Annotated in this window: 2 protein-coding genes; both read left to right on the top strand. The window is 75.9% G+C overall.

Annotated features, from left to right (window positions below; all coding sequences use genetic code 11):
• Nucleotides 1-289 precede the first annotated feature (289 nt).
• Complete coding sequence (locus ABZW03_RS09100; protein WP_355254157.1) at nt 290-9,880, top strand: amino acid adenylation domain-containing protein; 9,591 nt, start codon at nt 290-292, stop codon at nt 9,878-9,880.
• Nucleotides 9,881-9,995: 115 nt separating this feature from the next.
• Nucleotides 9,996-17,069 carry an amino acid adenylation domain-containing protein gene (locus ABZW03_RS09095; protein ID WP_355254155.1) on the top strand — a complete coding sequence of 2,358 codons (7,074 nt, stop codon included), beginning with the start codon at nt 9,996-9,998 and terminating at the stop codon, nt 17,067-17,069.
• Nucleotides 17,070-17,114: the final 45 nt, after the last annotated feature.

Below are 17,114 nucleotides of genomic sequence, written 5' to 3'. Positions count from 1 at the left end.
TGGCCGTGGTGGTCAGCTCCGGCTGGGGCAGCGCCACCCTCGCCGAGGCCGCCACCGCCGGCCGCTTCGACGGCCTGCTGATCTGCTCCCCGGACAGCACCGGCGCGCACCCACCCCCCGCACCGCCGCACCGCACCGGTACGCCGCACGACCGTCACACGAAGCACACCGCAGCACCGCACGACGACCGCAACATCGCTCCGCCGACCCCCGGGCCGACCGCCCCGAGGTCAACCCAGCTCGCCGCTCCCGCCACCGCGGGGGCCAGCCGCACGAGGGAGAGAGTCACATGTCCGGGGTCCAGCAGACGCACAGATCCGAGCAGCGGCCGGATGCGGCCGACGCCCGGCTGGCCGCCGGGGAGCCGGCCCGTCCGGACGCCCGGCCGACCCTCACCGAGCTGGTCGACGCCCAGGTCGCCCGCACCCCGGACGCCCCCGCGCTGTACGCCGAGGACACCACCCTCACGTACGCCGAGCTGGACGCCCGCGCCAACCGGCTGGCCCGGGTGCTGGCCGGCCGCGGCCTGGGCACCGAGGACGTCGTCGCGCTGGCCCTGCCGAAGTCCCCCGAGGCGATCGCCGCGATCCTCGCCGTCGCCAAGACCGGCGCCGCCTGGCTGCCCGCCGACCCGGCCTACCCGGCCGAGCGGCTGCGCCACATGCTGACCGACTCCCGCGCCGCCCTGGTGCTCACCACCGCCGAGGCCGCCGGGCAGCTGCCCGCCACCGACGCCCCGCGGCTGCTGATCGACTCCGCCGAGCACCGGGCCGAGCTCGACGCCCTGCCCGGCACCCCCTTCACCGCCGCCGAGCGGGTCCGGCCGGTCGGCGCGCTGAACACCGCGTACGTCATCTACACCTCCGGCTCCACCGGCGTGCCCAAGGGCGTGGCCGTCACCCACACCGGGCTGCCCAGCATGATCGGCACCCAGGTCGCCGCCACCGGCGTCGGCCCCGGCAGCCGGGTGCTCCAGGCCTCCTCGCTCAGCTTCGACGTCTCGGTCTCCGACCTCTCCGTGGCGCTCACCACCGGCGCCGCGCTCGTCCTGCCGCGCGAGCAGAGCCAGCTGGTCGGCGAGCCGCTGGCCGCCCTGATCGACCGGTTCGGCGTCACCCACGCCGACATCGCCACCGCGATGATCTCCACCCTGCCCGACCTGCCGATGCCCTCGCTGCGCACCCTGATCGGCGGCGGCGAGGCGGTCTCCCGCGAGCTGGCCGCCCGCCTCGGCCGCGGCCGGCTGATGCTCAACAGCTACGGCCCGACCGAGGCCACCGTCATCGTCAGCATGAGCGAGCCGCTCACCGGCGAGGAGCTGCCCCCGATCGGCCACCCCTGCCAGGACGTGCGCATCCACGTGCTGGACGAGCACCTGCGCCCGGTCGAGCCGGGCACCGTGGGCGAGCTGTACCTGGCCGGCCCGCACCTGGCCCGCGGCTACCTGAACCGCCCGGGCCTGACCGCCGAGCGCTTCGTGGCCGACCCGTACGGCGAGCCCGGGAGCCGGATGTACCGCACCGGCGACCTCGGCAGCTACCGCCCGGACGGCCAGCTGGACTTCCTCGGCCGGGCCGACGACCAGGTGAAGATCCGCGGCTTCCGGGTGGAGCTCGGCGAGATCGAGCAGACCCTCTCCGCCCACCCCGAGGTGCGCCAGGCCGTGGTGCTGGTCCGCGAGGACCGCCCGGGCGAGCGCCGCCTGGTCGGCTACACCGTCGGCGCCGCCGACCCGGCCGAGCTGCGGGCGTACTGCGCCGAGCGGCTGCCCGACCACATGGTGCCGACCGTCGTGGTGCTCGACCGGCTGCCGCTCACCCCCAACGGCAAGGTGGACAAGCGCGCCCTGCCCGCGCCGGTGTTCGGCGCCGGCGAGGAGGACGGCCGGGCCCCGGCCGGCGAGGTGGAGCACGCCCTCGTCCGGCTGTTCGGCGAGGTCCTGGGCCTGCCCCGGGTCGGCGTCACGGACTCCTTCTTCGAGCTGGGCGGCGACTCCATCGTGGCCATCCAGCTGGTCTCCCGGGCCCGGCACGCGGGCCTCCAGCTCACCCCGCGCGAGGTGTTCCTCGCCCCGACCGTCGAGGCGCTGGCGCGGCTCGCCCGTCCGCTGGAGGGGCCGGTCGTCGTCGAGCCCGCCGGGGCCGGCCTCGGCGAGGTGCCGCCGACGCCGATCGTGCACTGGCTGGCCGCGCAGCACGGCGCGGTCGAGAGCTTCTACCAGTCCACCCTGCTCACCCTGCCCGCCGGCACGGCACAGGAGCACCTGACCACCGCCGTCCAGGCCCTGCTCGACCACCACGACCTGTTCCGCGCCCGCACCTCCCCGCTCGCCGAGCGCCCCTGGACGCTGCACGTGCCCGAGCCCGGCACCGTCCCCGCCGAGGGCGTGCTGCGCCGGGTCGAGGGCCCGGCCACCGCCGAGGCGCTGCGCGCCGAGACCGCGGCCGCCCGCGGGCGGTTGTCCCCCGAGGACGGCCGGATGGTCCAGGCCGTGCGCTTCGACGCCGGCCCGGAGCAGCCCTCGCAGCTGCTGCTGGTGATCCACCACCTGGTGGTGGACGGCGTCACCTGGCGCATCGTCGAGGAGGACCTGCTCGGCGCGCTCGCCGCGCTCCGTGAGGGCCGCGACGTCGAACTGGCGCCGGTACCGACCTCCTTCCGCCGCTGGGCCCAGCGGCTCACCGCCGAGGCGCTGACCGACCGCCGGGCCGCCGAACTCCCGCTCTGGCAGGCCGCGTTGGCCACCCCGGACCCGCTGCTCGGCGACCGCCCGCTGGACCCGGCCGAGGACACCTACGCCACCGAGGGCCAACTGCGGCTCGTGCTGCCCGCCGAGACCACCCGGGCGCTGCTCACCAAGGTCACCGCCGCGTACCACGCCCAGGTCAACGACGTGCTGCTGACCGGCCTGGCGCTGGCCCTCGGCCACTGGCGCGGCCGGGAGACCACCGGGCCCGACGGCGCCGTGCTGGTCACCGTGGAGGGCCACGGCCGCGAGGAGATCGTCGACGGCGTCGACCTGCACCGCACCGCCGGCTGGTTCACCTCGGTCTACCCCGTCCGGCTCGCCCCCGGCGCGCTGGACTGGTCCGCCGTCACCGCGGCCGGCCCCGAGCTCGGCCGGGCCCTCGGCCGGGTCAAGGAGCAGCTGCGCGCCGTCCCGGACAACGGCATCGGCTTCGGCCTGCTGCGCCACCTCAACCCGGACACCGCGGCCGTCCTCGACGGGTACGCCGACCCGCAGATCGAGTTCAACTACCTGGGCCGCTTCGCGCCCGAGGGCGTCACCGCCGAGGACGTGCTGGCCGGCACCGAGGCGATGAGCGAGGGCGCCGCGACCGGCCTCGCGCTCGGCCGGGTGCTCGGCCTGGACGCCACCACCGTGGACACCCCGCAGGGCCCGCTGCTGGTCGCCCAGTGGTCGTACGCCACCGGGCTGCTCTCCGAGGAGCGGGTGCGCGCCTTCGCCGAGGCCTGGTTCGCCGCGCTGGGCGCGCTCGCCGCGCACGCCGAGCGGCCGGACGCGGGCGGGCACACCCCGTCCGACTTCCCGCTGGTCGCCGTCACCCAGGAGGAGCTGGACGGCCTCGCCGCCCACCACGCCCCCGCCCGGCTGGTGGACGTCTGGCCCACCTCGCCGCTCCAGCAGGGCATGGCCTTCCACTCGGCGTACGACGCCGACGGCGCGGACGTCTACACCTCGGTCGTGACCTTCGACCTCACCGGTCCGGTGGACGCCGGGCGGCTGCGCGCCGCCGCCGAGGCGCTGCTGACCCGCCAGCCGAACCTCAAGGCCGCGTTCCACCAGCGGCACGACGGCCCGCCGGTGCAGGTCGTCCCGGACGCCGTCGAACTGCCCTTCACCGTCGTCGACCTGAGCGCCCACGCCGAGCCGGAGGCGGAGGCCGCGCGGATCGCCGCCGCCGAGTACGGCCGCCGCTTCGACCTCGACCGCCCGCCGCTGCTGCGCTACACCCTGCTGAAGCTCGCCCCCGAGCGCCACCAGCTGATCGCCTCCGCGCACCACATCCTGCTGGACGGCTGGTCCACCCCGCTGTTCGCCGAGGAGCTGTGGGGCCTGTACTTCGAGCAGCCGATGGCCCCGGCGGCCCCGTACCGCGAGTACCTGCGCTGGATCACCCGGCGCGACGGCGCGGCCGCCCGCGCCGCCTGGGCCCAGGCGCTGGCCGGCGCCGACGAGCCCACCCTGCTCGCCCCCGGCCGCTCGGCCGCCACCCCGCAGCTGCCGCTGCGCCTGCACACCGGGCTCACCCCGGAGACCACCGAGGCGCTCGCCCGCACCGCCCGCCGCTACGGCGTCACCCTCAACACCCTGGTGCAGGCGGCCTGGGGCGTGCTGCTGGCCCGGCTCACCGGGCGCGAGGACGTGCTGTTCGGCACCACCGTCTCCGGTCGGCCGCACGACCTGCCGGGCGTGGAGCGGATGATGGGCCTGCTCATCAACACCGTGCCGGTGCGGGTGCGCCTGGACCAGGCGGAGAGCTGGGGCCAGCTGCTGCTGCGCCTGCAGCACGAGCAGTCCGCGCTGCTGGACCACCAGCACCTCAGCCTCACCGAGATCCAGCAACTCGCGGGCATGGGCAGCCTGTTCGACACCGTCACGGTGTACGGCAACTACCCGGACCCGTCCGCCCTGGACGACGCCGACCCGAGCGGCGCCACCCGGGTCACCCTGGTCGAGGACGTCGACAGCGCCCACTACCCGCTGGTGCTGGCGCTGACCCCCGGCGACGGCCTCCAGCTGCGCCTGGACCACCAGCCGGACGCCTTCACCGCCGAGGAGGCCCGCACCCTGCTGGACCGCTTCCTCGCCCTGCTCGACCGGATCGTCGCCGACCCGGCCGAACTCGTCGGCACCGTCGAGGTGTTGACCGCCGCCGAGCGCGCCCGGCTGGTCGGCGAGTGGAGCGGCACCAGCACCCCGCTGCCCGAGGGCTCGCTGCCCGAGCTGTTCGAGGCGCGGGCCGCCGCCGCCCCGGACGCGATCGCGCTCACCGCCGACGACGCCGAGCTGACCTACGCCCAGCTCAACGCCCGGGCCAACGGCCTGGCACGGCGGCTGGTCGAGGCCGGGGTGGTCCGGGAGACGCCGGTCGCCCTGATGATCGACCGCTCGGCCGCCCAGGTGGTGGCGATCCTGGCCGTGCTCAAGGCCGGCGGCCTCTACGTGCCGCTGGACGACGCCCAGCCGGCCGACCGGCTGCGGACCGTCCTGGCCGACGCCGGCGCCGCGCTGGTGCTGGCCGACGCCGCGCACCGCGAGCACCCCGCGCTGGCCGGCCTGACGGTGCTCGACCCGCACGCCGAGGAGCACCCGGAGAACCTCGGACTGCCGCAGCGCGCCGACCAGTTGGTGTACGTGATGCACACCTCCGGCTCGACCGGCGTGCCCAAGGGCATCGCCATCACCCACCGCGGCGTGGTGGACCTCGCGCTCGGCGGGCAGTTCACCGGCGGCGGCCACGAGCGGCTGCCGGTGCACGCGCCCTCCGCCTTCGACGCCTCCACCTACGAGATCTGGACCCCGCTGCTCTCCGGCGGCCAGCTGGTGATCGCCCCGCCCGGCCGGCTCGGCATCGCCGAACTGGCGGCGGTGATCGGCCACGAGCGGACCACCTCCGCCTGGATCAGCGTCGGCCTGTTCAACGTGCTGGCCGCCGAGGCCCCGGAGACCTTCACCGGACTGCACGAGGTGTGGACGGGCGGGGACATCGCCTCGCCGGTCGCCATGCGGCGGGTGCTGGACACCTGCCCCGGGCTGCGGCTGGTCAACGTCTACGGACCGACCGAGACCACCACCTTCGCGACCCACTTCCCGATGACCTCGGCCGCCGAGGTGCCGGCCGTGGTGCCGATCGGCCGCCCGCTGCCCAACAACCGGCTGTACGTGCTGGACGCCGGGCTGCGCCCGGTGCCGGTCGGCGTGGCCGGCGAGCTGTACATCGGCGGCAACGGCCTGGCCCGCGGCTACGTCCGCCGCCCCGGCCTGACCTCCGAGCGCTTCGTGGCCTGCCCGTTCGGCGAGCCCGGCGGCCGGATGTACCGCACCGGCGACGTGGTGCGCTGGATGCCCACGGGCGAACTGGAGTTCGTCGGTCGAGCGGACGACCAGGTGAAGCTGCGCGGCTTCCGGATCGAACTCGGCGAGGTGGAGGCGGCGTTCACCGCCCACCCGGCGGTCGGCCAGGTCTGCGTGGCGGTCCGCCAGGACCAGCCCGGCGACAAGCGCCTGGTCGCGTACGTGACCGGCGAGGTGCGGGCCGAGGAGCTGCGCGACTTCGTCACCGAGCGGCTGCCCGGCTACATGCTGCCGGCCGCGATCGTGGTCCTCGACGAGCTGCCGGTGAACCCCAACGGCAAGGTGGACCGCAAGGCCCTGCCCGCGCCCGACTACAACGGCGCCGACGGCGGGCGCGAGCCGCGCAACGCCGTCGAGCGGGCCCTGTGCGAGCTGTTCGCCGAGGTCCTCGGGCTGACCCGGATCAGCATCGACGACAACTTCTTCGACCGCGGCGGCCACTCGCTGCTCGCCACCAAGCTGGTCAGCCGGATCCGGGCCGGCCTCGGCGCCGAGCTGCCGATCCGCACCCTCTTCGACAACCCGACGGTGGCCCTGCTGGCCGCCGCGCTGCCCGACTCCGCGGCGGCCCGTCCGGCCCTGCGGCCGGCCGAGCGGCCGGAGCTCGTACCGCTCTCCTCGGCCCAGCAACGCCTGTGGTTCATCGAGCAGTTCGAGGGCCCGAGCGCGCTCTACAACACCCCGGTCGCGGTCCGGCTCACCGGCGCCGTCGACGTCCCCGCCCTGGAGCAGGCCGTCCGGGACGTGGTGCGCCGGCACGAGGTGCTGCGCACCGTCTTCCCGACCGTCGACGGCCGCCCGCACCAACTGGTCGCCGAGGCCGAGGAGTTGCCGCTGCACCGGGTGTCGGTGGCGGACGGGGCGGAGCTGCGGGCCGCGCTGGTCGCGGCCGGCGAGCAGGTCTTCGACCTCGCCCACGACCTGCCGGTGCGCGCCACCCTGCTCTCGCTGCCGCACGACGAGCACGTCCTGCTGGTGCTGATGCACCACATCGCCAGCGACGGCTGGTCGGTCGCCCCGCTCTTCCGCGACCTCGCCGAGGCCTACGAGGCCCGGATCGCCGGCACCGCGCCGGACCGCGCCCCGCTGCCGGTGCAGTACGCCGACTACACCCTCTGGCAGCGCGAGCTGCTCGGCACCGACGAGCGGCCCAGCGCCCTGCTGACCGACCAACTCGCCTACTGGCAGCAGGCGCTGGCCGACGCCCCGGAGGAGCTGGCACTCCCGTACGACCGGCCGCGCCCGGCCGTTCCGGGGCACCGGGGCGGCCTGGTGGAGGTCGTCGTCGACGCCGAACTGCACGCCAGGCTCGGCGAGTTGGCGGCGGCGCAGAACGCCAGCCTGTTCATGGCGCTGCAGGCCGCGGTCGCCGCGCTCTACACCCGGCTCGGCGCCGGCACCGACCTGCCGCTCGGCACCCCGGTGGCCGGGCGCACCGACGAGGCCCTGGACGAGCTGGTCGGCTTCTTCGTCAACACCCTGCTGCTGCGCACCGACACCTCCGGCGACCCGACCTTCCGGGAGCTGCTGGACCGGGTCCGGCGCACCGACCTGGACGCCTACGACCACCAGGACATCCCCTTCGAGCGCCTGGTCGAGCAGCTCAACCCGACCCGCACCCCCGCCCGCCACCCGCTCTTCCAGACCCTGGTGGCGCTGGAGAGCCGGGTCACGGTGCCGGACTCCTTCGGCGGCCTGGGCTGCGCCGAGCACCCCTTCGAGCTGGACGTGGCCAAGTTCGACCTGTCCTTCCGCTTCACCGAGCAGGGCCCGCAGGCGGGCCTGACGGTGGCGGTCGAGTACGCGGTCGACCTCTTCGACCACGCCACCGCCACCGCCGTCGGCGAGCGGCTGCTGCGGGTGCTGCGCGCCGCCGCGGACACCCCGGACGCGCCGATCGGCGCCATCGAGATCCTCGACCCGGCCGAGCGCGCGCAGCTGCTCACCGGCTGGAACGCCACCGCCGCGCCCGTCCCGGACGGGACCCTGCCGGAGCTGTTCGAGGCCCGGGCCGCCGCCACCCCCGACGCGCCGGCCGTGGTCTCCGCGGACGGCACCCTCAGCTACGCCGAACTGGACTCCCGGGCCGAGCACCTGGCGGCCCACCTGGCCGGCGCCGGGGTCGGCGCCGAGACGCCGGTGGTCCTGCTGATGGACCGCTCGGCCGACCTGCTGACGGCGATCCTCGCGGTGGCCAAGGCGGGCGGCGTCTACGTCCCGCTGGACGACCGGCACCCGGCCGAGCGGCTGCGCCGGATCACCTCCGAGACGGCCGCGGCGCTCGTCCTGGTCGACCCGGCGCACCGCGACCACCCGCTGGCCGCCGACGCCCCCTGCCCCGTCCTGCCGCTCACCGCGGGCTGGTTCGACGGTCCGCGCGAGCGGCGCGCCCACCGGGCCGCGCCCCACCCGGAGCAGCTCGCCTACGTGATGTTCACCTCCGGCTCCACCGGGGAGCCCAAGGGCATCGCGATCAGCCACCGGGACGTGGTGCAGCTCGCCACCGACCCGTGCTGGCGGCACGACGAGGGCCTGCGGGTGCTGTTCCACGCGCCGCACGCCTTCGACGCCTCGACCTACGAGATCTGGGTGCCGCTGCTCTCCGGCGGCCAGGTGGTCGTCGCCCCGCAGGGCGACCTGGACGCGGCCGCCATCCGGGAGCTGGTCCGGGTCCACGCGCTCACCCACGTGCACGTCACGGCCGGCCTGTTCCGGGTCATCGCGGAGGAGGACCCGGGCATCTTCGCCGGCGTCCGCGAGGTGCTGACCGGCGGGGACGTGGTCTCCGCCCCGGCCGTGCGCCGGGTGCTGGAGGCCGTCCCGGGCATCGCGGTGCGGGCCCTGTACGGGCCGACCGAGACCACCCTGTGCGCCACCCAGTACCCGATGCCGGACGCCGCGGCGGTGCCGGGCACGGTGCCGATCGGGCGCCCGCTGGCCAACACCCGGCTGTACGTGCTGGACGCCGGCCTCCAGCCGGTGCCGGCCGGCGTGGCGGGCGAGCTGTACATCGCCGGGGCCGGCCTGGCCCGCGGCTACGTCGGCCGCCCGGCGCTGAGCGCCGAGCGCTTCGTCGCCTGCCCCTTCGACGCGGACGGCGGCCGGATGTACCGCACCGGCGACCTCGCCCGCTGGACGGCGGACGGCGTGCTGGAGTTCCTCGGCCGGGCCGACGACCAGGTCAAGATCCGCGGCTTCCGGATCGAACTCGGCGAGGTGGAGGCCGCGTTCACCGCCCACGAGGGCGTCGGCCAGGCGCTCGCGGTGGTCCGCGAGGACCAGCCGGGCGACAAGCGCCTGGTGGTGTACGCCACCGGCAAGGCCACCGACGCCGAACTGCGCGCCTTCGTCGCCGACCGCCTGGCCGGCTACATGCTCCCGGCCGCCGTGGTCGTCCTGGACAGCCTGCCGGTCACCGCCAACGGCAAGGTGGACCGCCGGGCCCTGCCCGCGCCCGAGTACGCCGGGGCGGCCGAGGGCCGCGCCCCGCGCACCGAGCGCGAGCGGGAGCTCTGTGCCCTGTTCGCCGAGGTGCTGGGCGTGCCGACGGTCAGCATCGACGACCGGTTCTTCGACCTCGGCGGGCACTCCCTGCTCGCCACCCGGCTGGTCAGCCGCATCCGCGCCACCCTCGGCGCGGAGCTGCCGATCCGCACGCTGTTCGACGCACCCACGGTCGCCGCCCTCGCCGCCGTCCTGCCCGGCGGCGAGGAGGCGCCCGCGCCGAAGAAGGCCCGCCCGGCCCTGCGGCCGATGCGCCGCCCCGGCGGCCAGGCCTGACCCGCGGCAGCCCGCGGGCCGCGCCCACCGGCGCGGCCCGCCCCGCCGCCCGAACGCCCTGCCCCACCGGGCAGAGCAGCCCCAACCGCCGTACGTCGCCAGTCGGAGGCAGACCTTGATCCCGTTGTCGTTCGCCCAGCAGCGGCTCTGGTTCATCGAACAGTTCGAGGGCCCGAGCGCCCTCTACAACACTCCGTTCGCCCTCCGGCTGACCGGTGAGCTCGACGCCGACGCCCTGGAGGGCGCGCTCGGGGACGTGGTGGACCGGCACGAGGTGCTGCGCACCGTCTTCCCCACCACCGACGGCCAGCCCCACCAGCACATCCTGGCCGAGGGCCGCCCGCCGCTGCACCGGGTGCCGGCGGCGGACGAGGCCGAGCTCCAGGCCCTGATGCGGGAGGCCGCCGGGCAGGTCTTCCACCTCGCCGCCGACCTGCCGGTCCGGGCCTGGCTGTACGCCCTGCCCGCGCGGGACGAGCACGTCCTGCTGCTGCTCACCCACCACATCGCCAGCGACGGCTGGTCGGTCGCGCCGCTCTTCCGCGACCTCGCCGAGGCGTACCGGGCCCGGGTCGCCGGCACCGAGCCGCAGTGGGAGCCGCTGCCGGTGCAGTACGCCGACTACACCCTCTGGCAGCGCGAGCTGCTCGGCGAGGAGGACGACCCGGAGAGCGTCATCTCCCTGCAACTGGCGCACTGGCAGAAGGAGTTGTCCGGCCTGCCGGAGGAGCTGGCGCTCCCGTACGACCGGCCGCGCCCGGCCCTGCCGAGCCGCCGCGGCGGCGCCGCCGACTTCGAGCTGGACGCCGGACTGCACGCCGCGCTCACCGAGTTGGCCTCCAGCCGGCACGCCAGCCTGTTCATGGCGCTGCAGGCCGCGGTCGCCGCGCTCTACACCCGGCTCGGCGCCGGCACCGACCTGCCGCTCGGCACCCCCGTCGCCGGGCGCACCGACGAGGCCCTGGACGACCTGGTCGGCTTCTTCGTCAACACCCTGCTGCTGCGCACCGACACCAGCGGCGACCCGAGCTTCCACGAGCTGCTGGACCGGGTCCGGCGGGCGAACCTGGACGCCTACGACCACCAGGACATCCCCTTCGAGCGCCTGGTCGAACACCTCAACCCGACCCGCACCCCCGCCCGCCACCCGCTCTTCCAGACCGTCGTCACCCTGAACGCGGAGCGGGCCGGCGACCTCGCCTTCGGCGCCGCGGTGGGCACCCCGGTCGAGGTCGGCGAGGCCCAGGCCCAGTTCGACCTCAACTTCAACTTCGTCGAGCGGCTCGCGGCCGACGGCACCTGCCTGGGCGTGCGCGCCGCCGTGGACTACGCGGCCGACCTCTTCGACCACGCCACCGCCGTCTCCCTCGCCGAGCGGCTGGTGCGCGTGCTGCGCGCCGCCGTCGCCGCCCCCGAGGCGCCGATCGGCACCGTCGAGATCCTCGACCCGGCCGAGCGCGACCTGCTGCTCACCGGCTGGAACGGGCCGGCCGCCGAGGTCGCCGAGCAGAGCCTGCCCCGGCTGTTCGAGGCCCAGGCCGCCGCCACCCCGGACGCCCTCGCCCTGGTCTCCGGCACCGAGCGGCTCGACTACGCCGAGCTGAACGACCGCGCCAACCGGCTCGCCGCCCTGCTGCTGGAGCGCGGACTGACCACCGAACAGCCGGTCGCGGTGCTGATGGAGCGCTCCGCCGCCCTGCTCACCGCCGTCCTCGCGATCGCCAAGGCGGGCGGCACCTACGTCCCGCTGGACGACCGCTACCCGCTGGACCGGCTCCAGCACATCCTCGCCGACACCCGCACCGGCCTGCTGCTGACCGACCCGGCCCACCGGGACCACCCGGTGCTCGCCACGGAGGGCTTCGCCACCCTCGAGGTCACCGGGACGCTGCTCGCCGAGTCCCCCGCGGCGGGCGACCCGGCCGTCCCCGTGCTGCCCGGCCAGCTGGTCTACGTGATGTACACCTCGGGCTCGACCGGGGTGCCCAAGGGCGTCGCCGTCACCCACCGCAACGTGGTGGACCTGCTGGGCAACCCGCACTTCCGGGCCGGCCACCACGAGCGGGTGCTGCTGCACTCGCCGACCGCCTTCGACGCCTCGACCACCGAGATCTGGGCGCCGCTGGTCACCGGCGGGGCGATCGTCCTCGCCGACCCCGGCGAGCTGGACATCCGCCGCCTCGCCGAGACCGTCACCACCCACCGGGTGACCCTGGTCCAGGCCCCGTCCGGCCTGCTGCGGCTGATGGCCGACGAGGACCCGGCCGCCTTCCGGCACGTCCGGCAGGTGTGGACCGGCGGCGACGTCGTCCCGCCGGAGTCCGTCCGCCGGATCCACCGGGCCTGCCCGGACACCGACGTGGTCGCGGTGTACGCGCCCACCGAGACCACCGCCATCAAGACCGTCTTCACCATGCGCCCGGGCGAGCCCGTCCCCGCCGTGGTGCCGATCGGGCGCCCGCTGGCCAACACCCGGCCGTACGTGCTGGACGAGGCGCTGCGCCCGGTGCCGGTCGGCGTGGCCGGCGAGCTGTACCTCGCCGGGGCCGGCCTGGCCCGCGGCTACGTCGGCCGCCCCGGCCTGACCTCCGAGCGCTTCGTGGCCTGCCCGTTCGGCGAGCCCGGCGGCCGGATGTACCGCACCGGCGACCTGGTCCGCTGGACGGCCGACGGCGTGCTGGAGTTCCTCGGCCGGGCCGACGACCAGGTCAAGATCCGCGGCTTCCGGATCGAACTCGGCGAGGTGGAGGGCGCGTTCACCGCCCTGCCGACCGTCGGCCAGGCCTTCGCCGTGGTCCGCGAGGACCAGCCCGGCGACAAGCGCCTGGTGGTGTACGCGACCGGCGAGGGCACCCCCGCCGAGCTGCGCGCCGCCGTCGCCGACAGCCTGCCCAGCTACATGCTCCCGGCCGCCGTGGTCGTCCTCGACGCCCTCCCGGTGACCGCCAACGGCAAGGTGGACCGCAGAGCCCTGCCCGCCCCCGACTACGCCGGGGCGGCCGAGGGCCGCGCCCCGCGCACCGACACCGAGCACGCCCTGTGCGAACTCTTCACCGACGTCCTCGGGTTGGACCGGATCGGGATCGACGACAGCTTCTTCGACCTGGGCGGCCACTCGCTGCTCGCCACCAAGCTGGTCAGCCGCATCCGCACCGCGCTGGGCACCGAACTGCCCGTCCGGGCCCTGTTCGACGCCCCCAGCGTGGCCGCCCTGGCCGCCGCGCTGCCCGCCCCGGGCGCGGCCCGTCCGGCCCTGCGGCCGGTCGAGCGGCCCGCCCGCGTCCCGCTCTCCCCCGCGCAGCAACGCCTGTGGTTCATCGACCAGTTCGAGGGCCCGAGCGCGCTCTACAACACCCCCTGCGCGGTCCGGCTGACCGGCCGGGTCGACACCACCGCCCTCCAGGCGGCGCTGACCGACCTGCTCGGCCGGCACGAGGTGCTGCGCACCGTCTACCCGACCACCGACGGCCAGCCGCACCAGCTGCTCCTGGCGGAGGCCGAACTCCCGCTGCGCACCGCGGTGGTGGCCACCGAGGAGGAGCTCGCGACGGCGCTCGCCGAGGCCGGCTCGCAGGTCTTCGACCTCGCCCGCGACCTGCCGGTGCGCGCCACCCTGTTCTCGCTGCCGGGCGGCGAGGAGCACGTCCTGCTGGTGCTGATGCACCACATCGCCACCGACGGCTGGTCCGTGGCCCCGCTGCTGCGCGACCTCGGCGAGGCCTACCAGGCCCGGCAGGCCGGCACCGCCCCCGACTGGCGGCCGCTGCCGGTGCAGTACGCCGACTACACCCTCTGGCAGCACGAGCTGCTCGGCACCGAGGAGCGCCCCAGCGCCCTGCTGACCGACCAACTCGCCTACTGGCAGCGCACCCTGGCCGACCTCCCGGAGGAGCTGACGCTCCCCTTCGACCGCCACCGCACGGCCACGCCGAGCCGCCGGGGCGCCGCGGTGGAGCTCCGGATGGACGCCGAACTGCACGCCGCCCTGGTTGAGTTGGCGCAGCGGAGCCGGGCCAGCGTGTTCATGGTGATGCAGGCCGCGCTGGCCACCACCCTGGGCCGGATCGGCGCGGGCACCGACCTGCCGATCGGCACCGTGGTGGCCGGGCGCACCGACGAGGCGCTGGAGGACCTGGTCGGCTTCTTCGTCAACACCCTGGTGCTGCGCACCGACCTCTCCGGCGACCCGACCTTCCGGGAGCTGGTGGAGCGCGTCCGGGTGAGCACCCTGGACGCCTTCGAGCACCAGGACGTGCCCTTCGAGCGGCTGGTCGAGCTGCTCAACCCGGTGCGCTCGACCGCCCGCCACCCGCTCTGCCAGGTGATGCTGACCTCCGGCGGCGAGGCCGGGGAGACCGGCCTCGGCGGCCTGCCCGGCCGGGTCGAGCAACTGGACTCCGACCTCGCCAAGTTCGACCTGACCTTCGCCTTCAGCGAGAGCTTCGACCCGGCCGGCGCGCCCGCCGGACTGGGCCTGACGGTGGAGTACGCGGTCGACCTGTTCGACCGGGCCACCGCCGAGGCAACGGCCGCCCGCTTCGAGCGCGCCCTGCGCGCGGTGCTGGCCGACCCGGACCAGCGGGTGGGCCGGGTCGAGGTGCTGGCGCCCGAGGAGCGCGAGCAGCTGCTCGACGGCTGGAACGACACCCGGGAGGACCTCCCGCTCGGCACCTTCCCTGCGCTCTTCGAGGCGCAGGCCGCCGCCCGCCCGGACGCCGTGGCGCTCGCCTTCGGCACCGAGCGGGTCACCTACCGCGAGCTGAACGAGCGCGCCAACCGCCTGGCCCGGCTGCTGGTCGAGCACGGCGCGGCCCCCGAGCGGTTCGTCGCGATCGCCCTGGAGCGCTCGATCGAGCTGATCGTCGCCCAGCTCGCCGTGCTCAAGGCCGGCGCCGTCTTCCAGCCGCTGGACCCGCGCTACCCGGCCGACCGGATCGCCTACATGCTGGACGACGCCCGGCCCGCGCTGGTCCTCACCAGCAAGGCGCTGGTCGACGGCCTGCTCGCCGACAGCACCGTGCCGCGGCTGCTGATCGAGGACCTGGACGCCTCCGGCCACCCGGCGCACGACCTCACCGGCGTCGCCGTCACCCCGCACTCGGCCGCGTACGTCATCTACACCTCGGGCTCCACCGGCCGCCCCAAGGGCGTGGTGGTCACCCACACCGGCCTGGCCGCCATGGTGGAGAGCCAGCGCCGGGGCCTGGCCGTCACCCCGGACAGCCGGGTGCTGCTGTTCGCCTCGCCGTCCTTCGACGCGGCCGTCTGGGAGCTGGGCATGGCACTGCTCACCGGCGCCCGGGCCGTCCTCGGCGACGCCGACCGACTGCTGCCCGGCCCGTCGCTGACCGCGCTGATCGCCGAGCAGGGCGTCACCCACCTGACCCTGCCGCCGACCGCGCTGGCCGTGCTCGCCCCGGACGCGCTGCCGGAGGGCGGCACCCTGGTGGTCGCCGGCGAGGCCTGCCCGCCCGACCTGGTCGAGCACTGGTCGGCCCGGCTGCGGATGGTCAACGCCTACGGCCCGACCGAGTCCACCGTCTGCGCCAGCATGAGCGACCCGCTCGGCGGCCGGATCGCCCCGCCGATGGGCCGGCCCGTGCTGGACACCCGGCTCTACGTGCTGGACGCCGCGCTCCAGCCGGTCCCGGCCGGGGTCGAGGGCGAGCTGTACATCGCGGGCGCCGGCCTGGCCCGCGGCTACCTCAACCGGCCGGGCCAGAGCGCCGAGCGCTTCGTCGCCGACCCGTACGGCGAGCCCGGCAGCCGGATGTACCGCTCGGGCGACCTGGTCCGCCGCCAGGCCGACGGCACCCTGGAGTACCTGGGCCGCACCGACCACCAGGTCAAGATCCGCGGCTTCCGGATCGAGCCCGGCGAGATCGAAGCGGTGCTCGCCCGACACCCCTCCCTGGCCCAGGCGTTCGTGCTGGTCCGGGAGGACCGCCCGGGCGACCGCCGGCTGGTCGGCTACGCCGTCGCCGGGCCCGGGCAGGCCGTCGACCAGGCCGCGCTGCGGGCCCACGTCGGCGCCTCGCTGCCGGACTACATGGTGCCCTCGGCGATCGTCGCCCTGGACGCCCTGCCGCTGACCGCCAACGGCAAGGTCGACCGCAAGGCCCTGCCGGCCCCGGACACCACCTGGCTCGGCTCCGGGCGGGCGCCCTCGACGCCCCGGGAGGAGCTGCTCTGCGGGCTGTTCGCCGACCTGCTGGGGCTGGAGAAGGTCGGCGTGGACGACAACTTCTTCGAGCTCGGCGGGCACTCGCTGCTGGCCAGCCGACTGGTCGCGGGCCTGCGCGACCTGGTCGGCGAGGACGACGAGGTCGGCGTCCGCACGCTGTTCGAGGCGCCGACCGTGGCCCGGCTGGCCGAGCGGCTCGACCGGGGCCCGGCCGCCGAGAGCTTCCCCGTCCTGCTGCCGATCCGCACCCGCGGCTCGCGCCCGCCGCTGTTCTGCGTCCACCCGGCCGCCGGCATCAGCTGGGTCTACACCGGCCTGCTCCGCCACACCGACGCCGAGCAGCCGATCTACGGCCTGCAGGCCCCCGGCCTGGCCGACCCGGCCGCGCACCCGGCCTCGGTCGAGGAGCTGGCCCGCACCTACCTCGCGCAGATCCGCGCCGTCCGCCCCGAGGGCCCGTACGCCCTGCTCGGCTGGTCCTTCGGCGGGGCCGTCGCCCACGCGATCGCCGCGCTGCTGCGCGCCCAGGGCGAGGAGGTCCGGCTGCTGGCCCTGCTGGACGCCTACCCGGGCACCGGCGAGCCGGGGCCCGAGCAGTGGCGGGACGACCCGGCGCAGCTCGCGGTGATCCTCGACTCGCTCGGCCACCCGGCCGGGGACGTCACCGCCTGGCCGGCCGACGAGGAGGGCTACGCCGCGCTGGTCCGGGACGGCGAGGGCCCGCTGGCCGGCCTCAGCGGCGCCGGGGTGGCCCGGGTGGTCGCGGTCTTCCAGGCCAACGCCGAGCTGTCCCACGAGCTCCCGCTGCCCGGCTACGACGGCGACGCGGTGTTCTTCACCGCCGCCAAGGACCGGCCGGCCGACGCCCCCGACCCGGAGAGCTGGCGCCCGTACCTGGGCGGGCGGCTCGACGTCCACGAGGTGCCCAGCACCCACGGCGCGATGACGGGCGCCGAGGCGCTCGCCGTCATCGGCCCGGTGCTCGCCGCCCACCTGACCCCCTGACCGCTCCCTGACGCACCGACTTCCGACCCCTACCGACCGCAGGCG

The organism is Kitasatospora sp. NPDC004799 (genome assembly GCF_040609095.1).
Classification (GTDB): Bacteria; Actinomycetota; Actinomycetes; order Streptomycetales; family Streptomycetaceae; genus Kitasatospora.
This window is presented reverse-complemented; position numbering and strand designations above follow the sequence as displayed.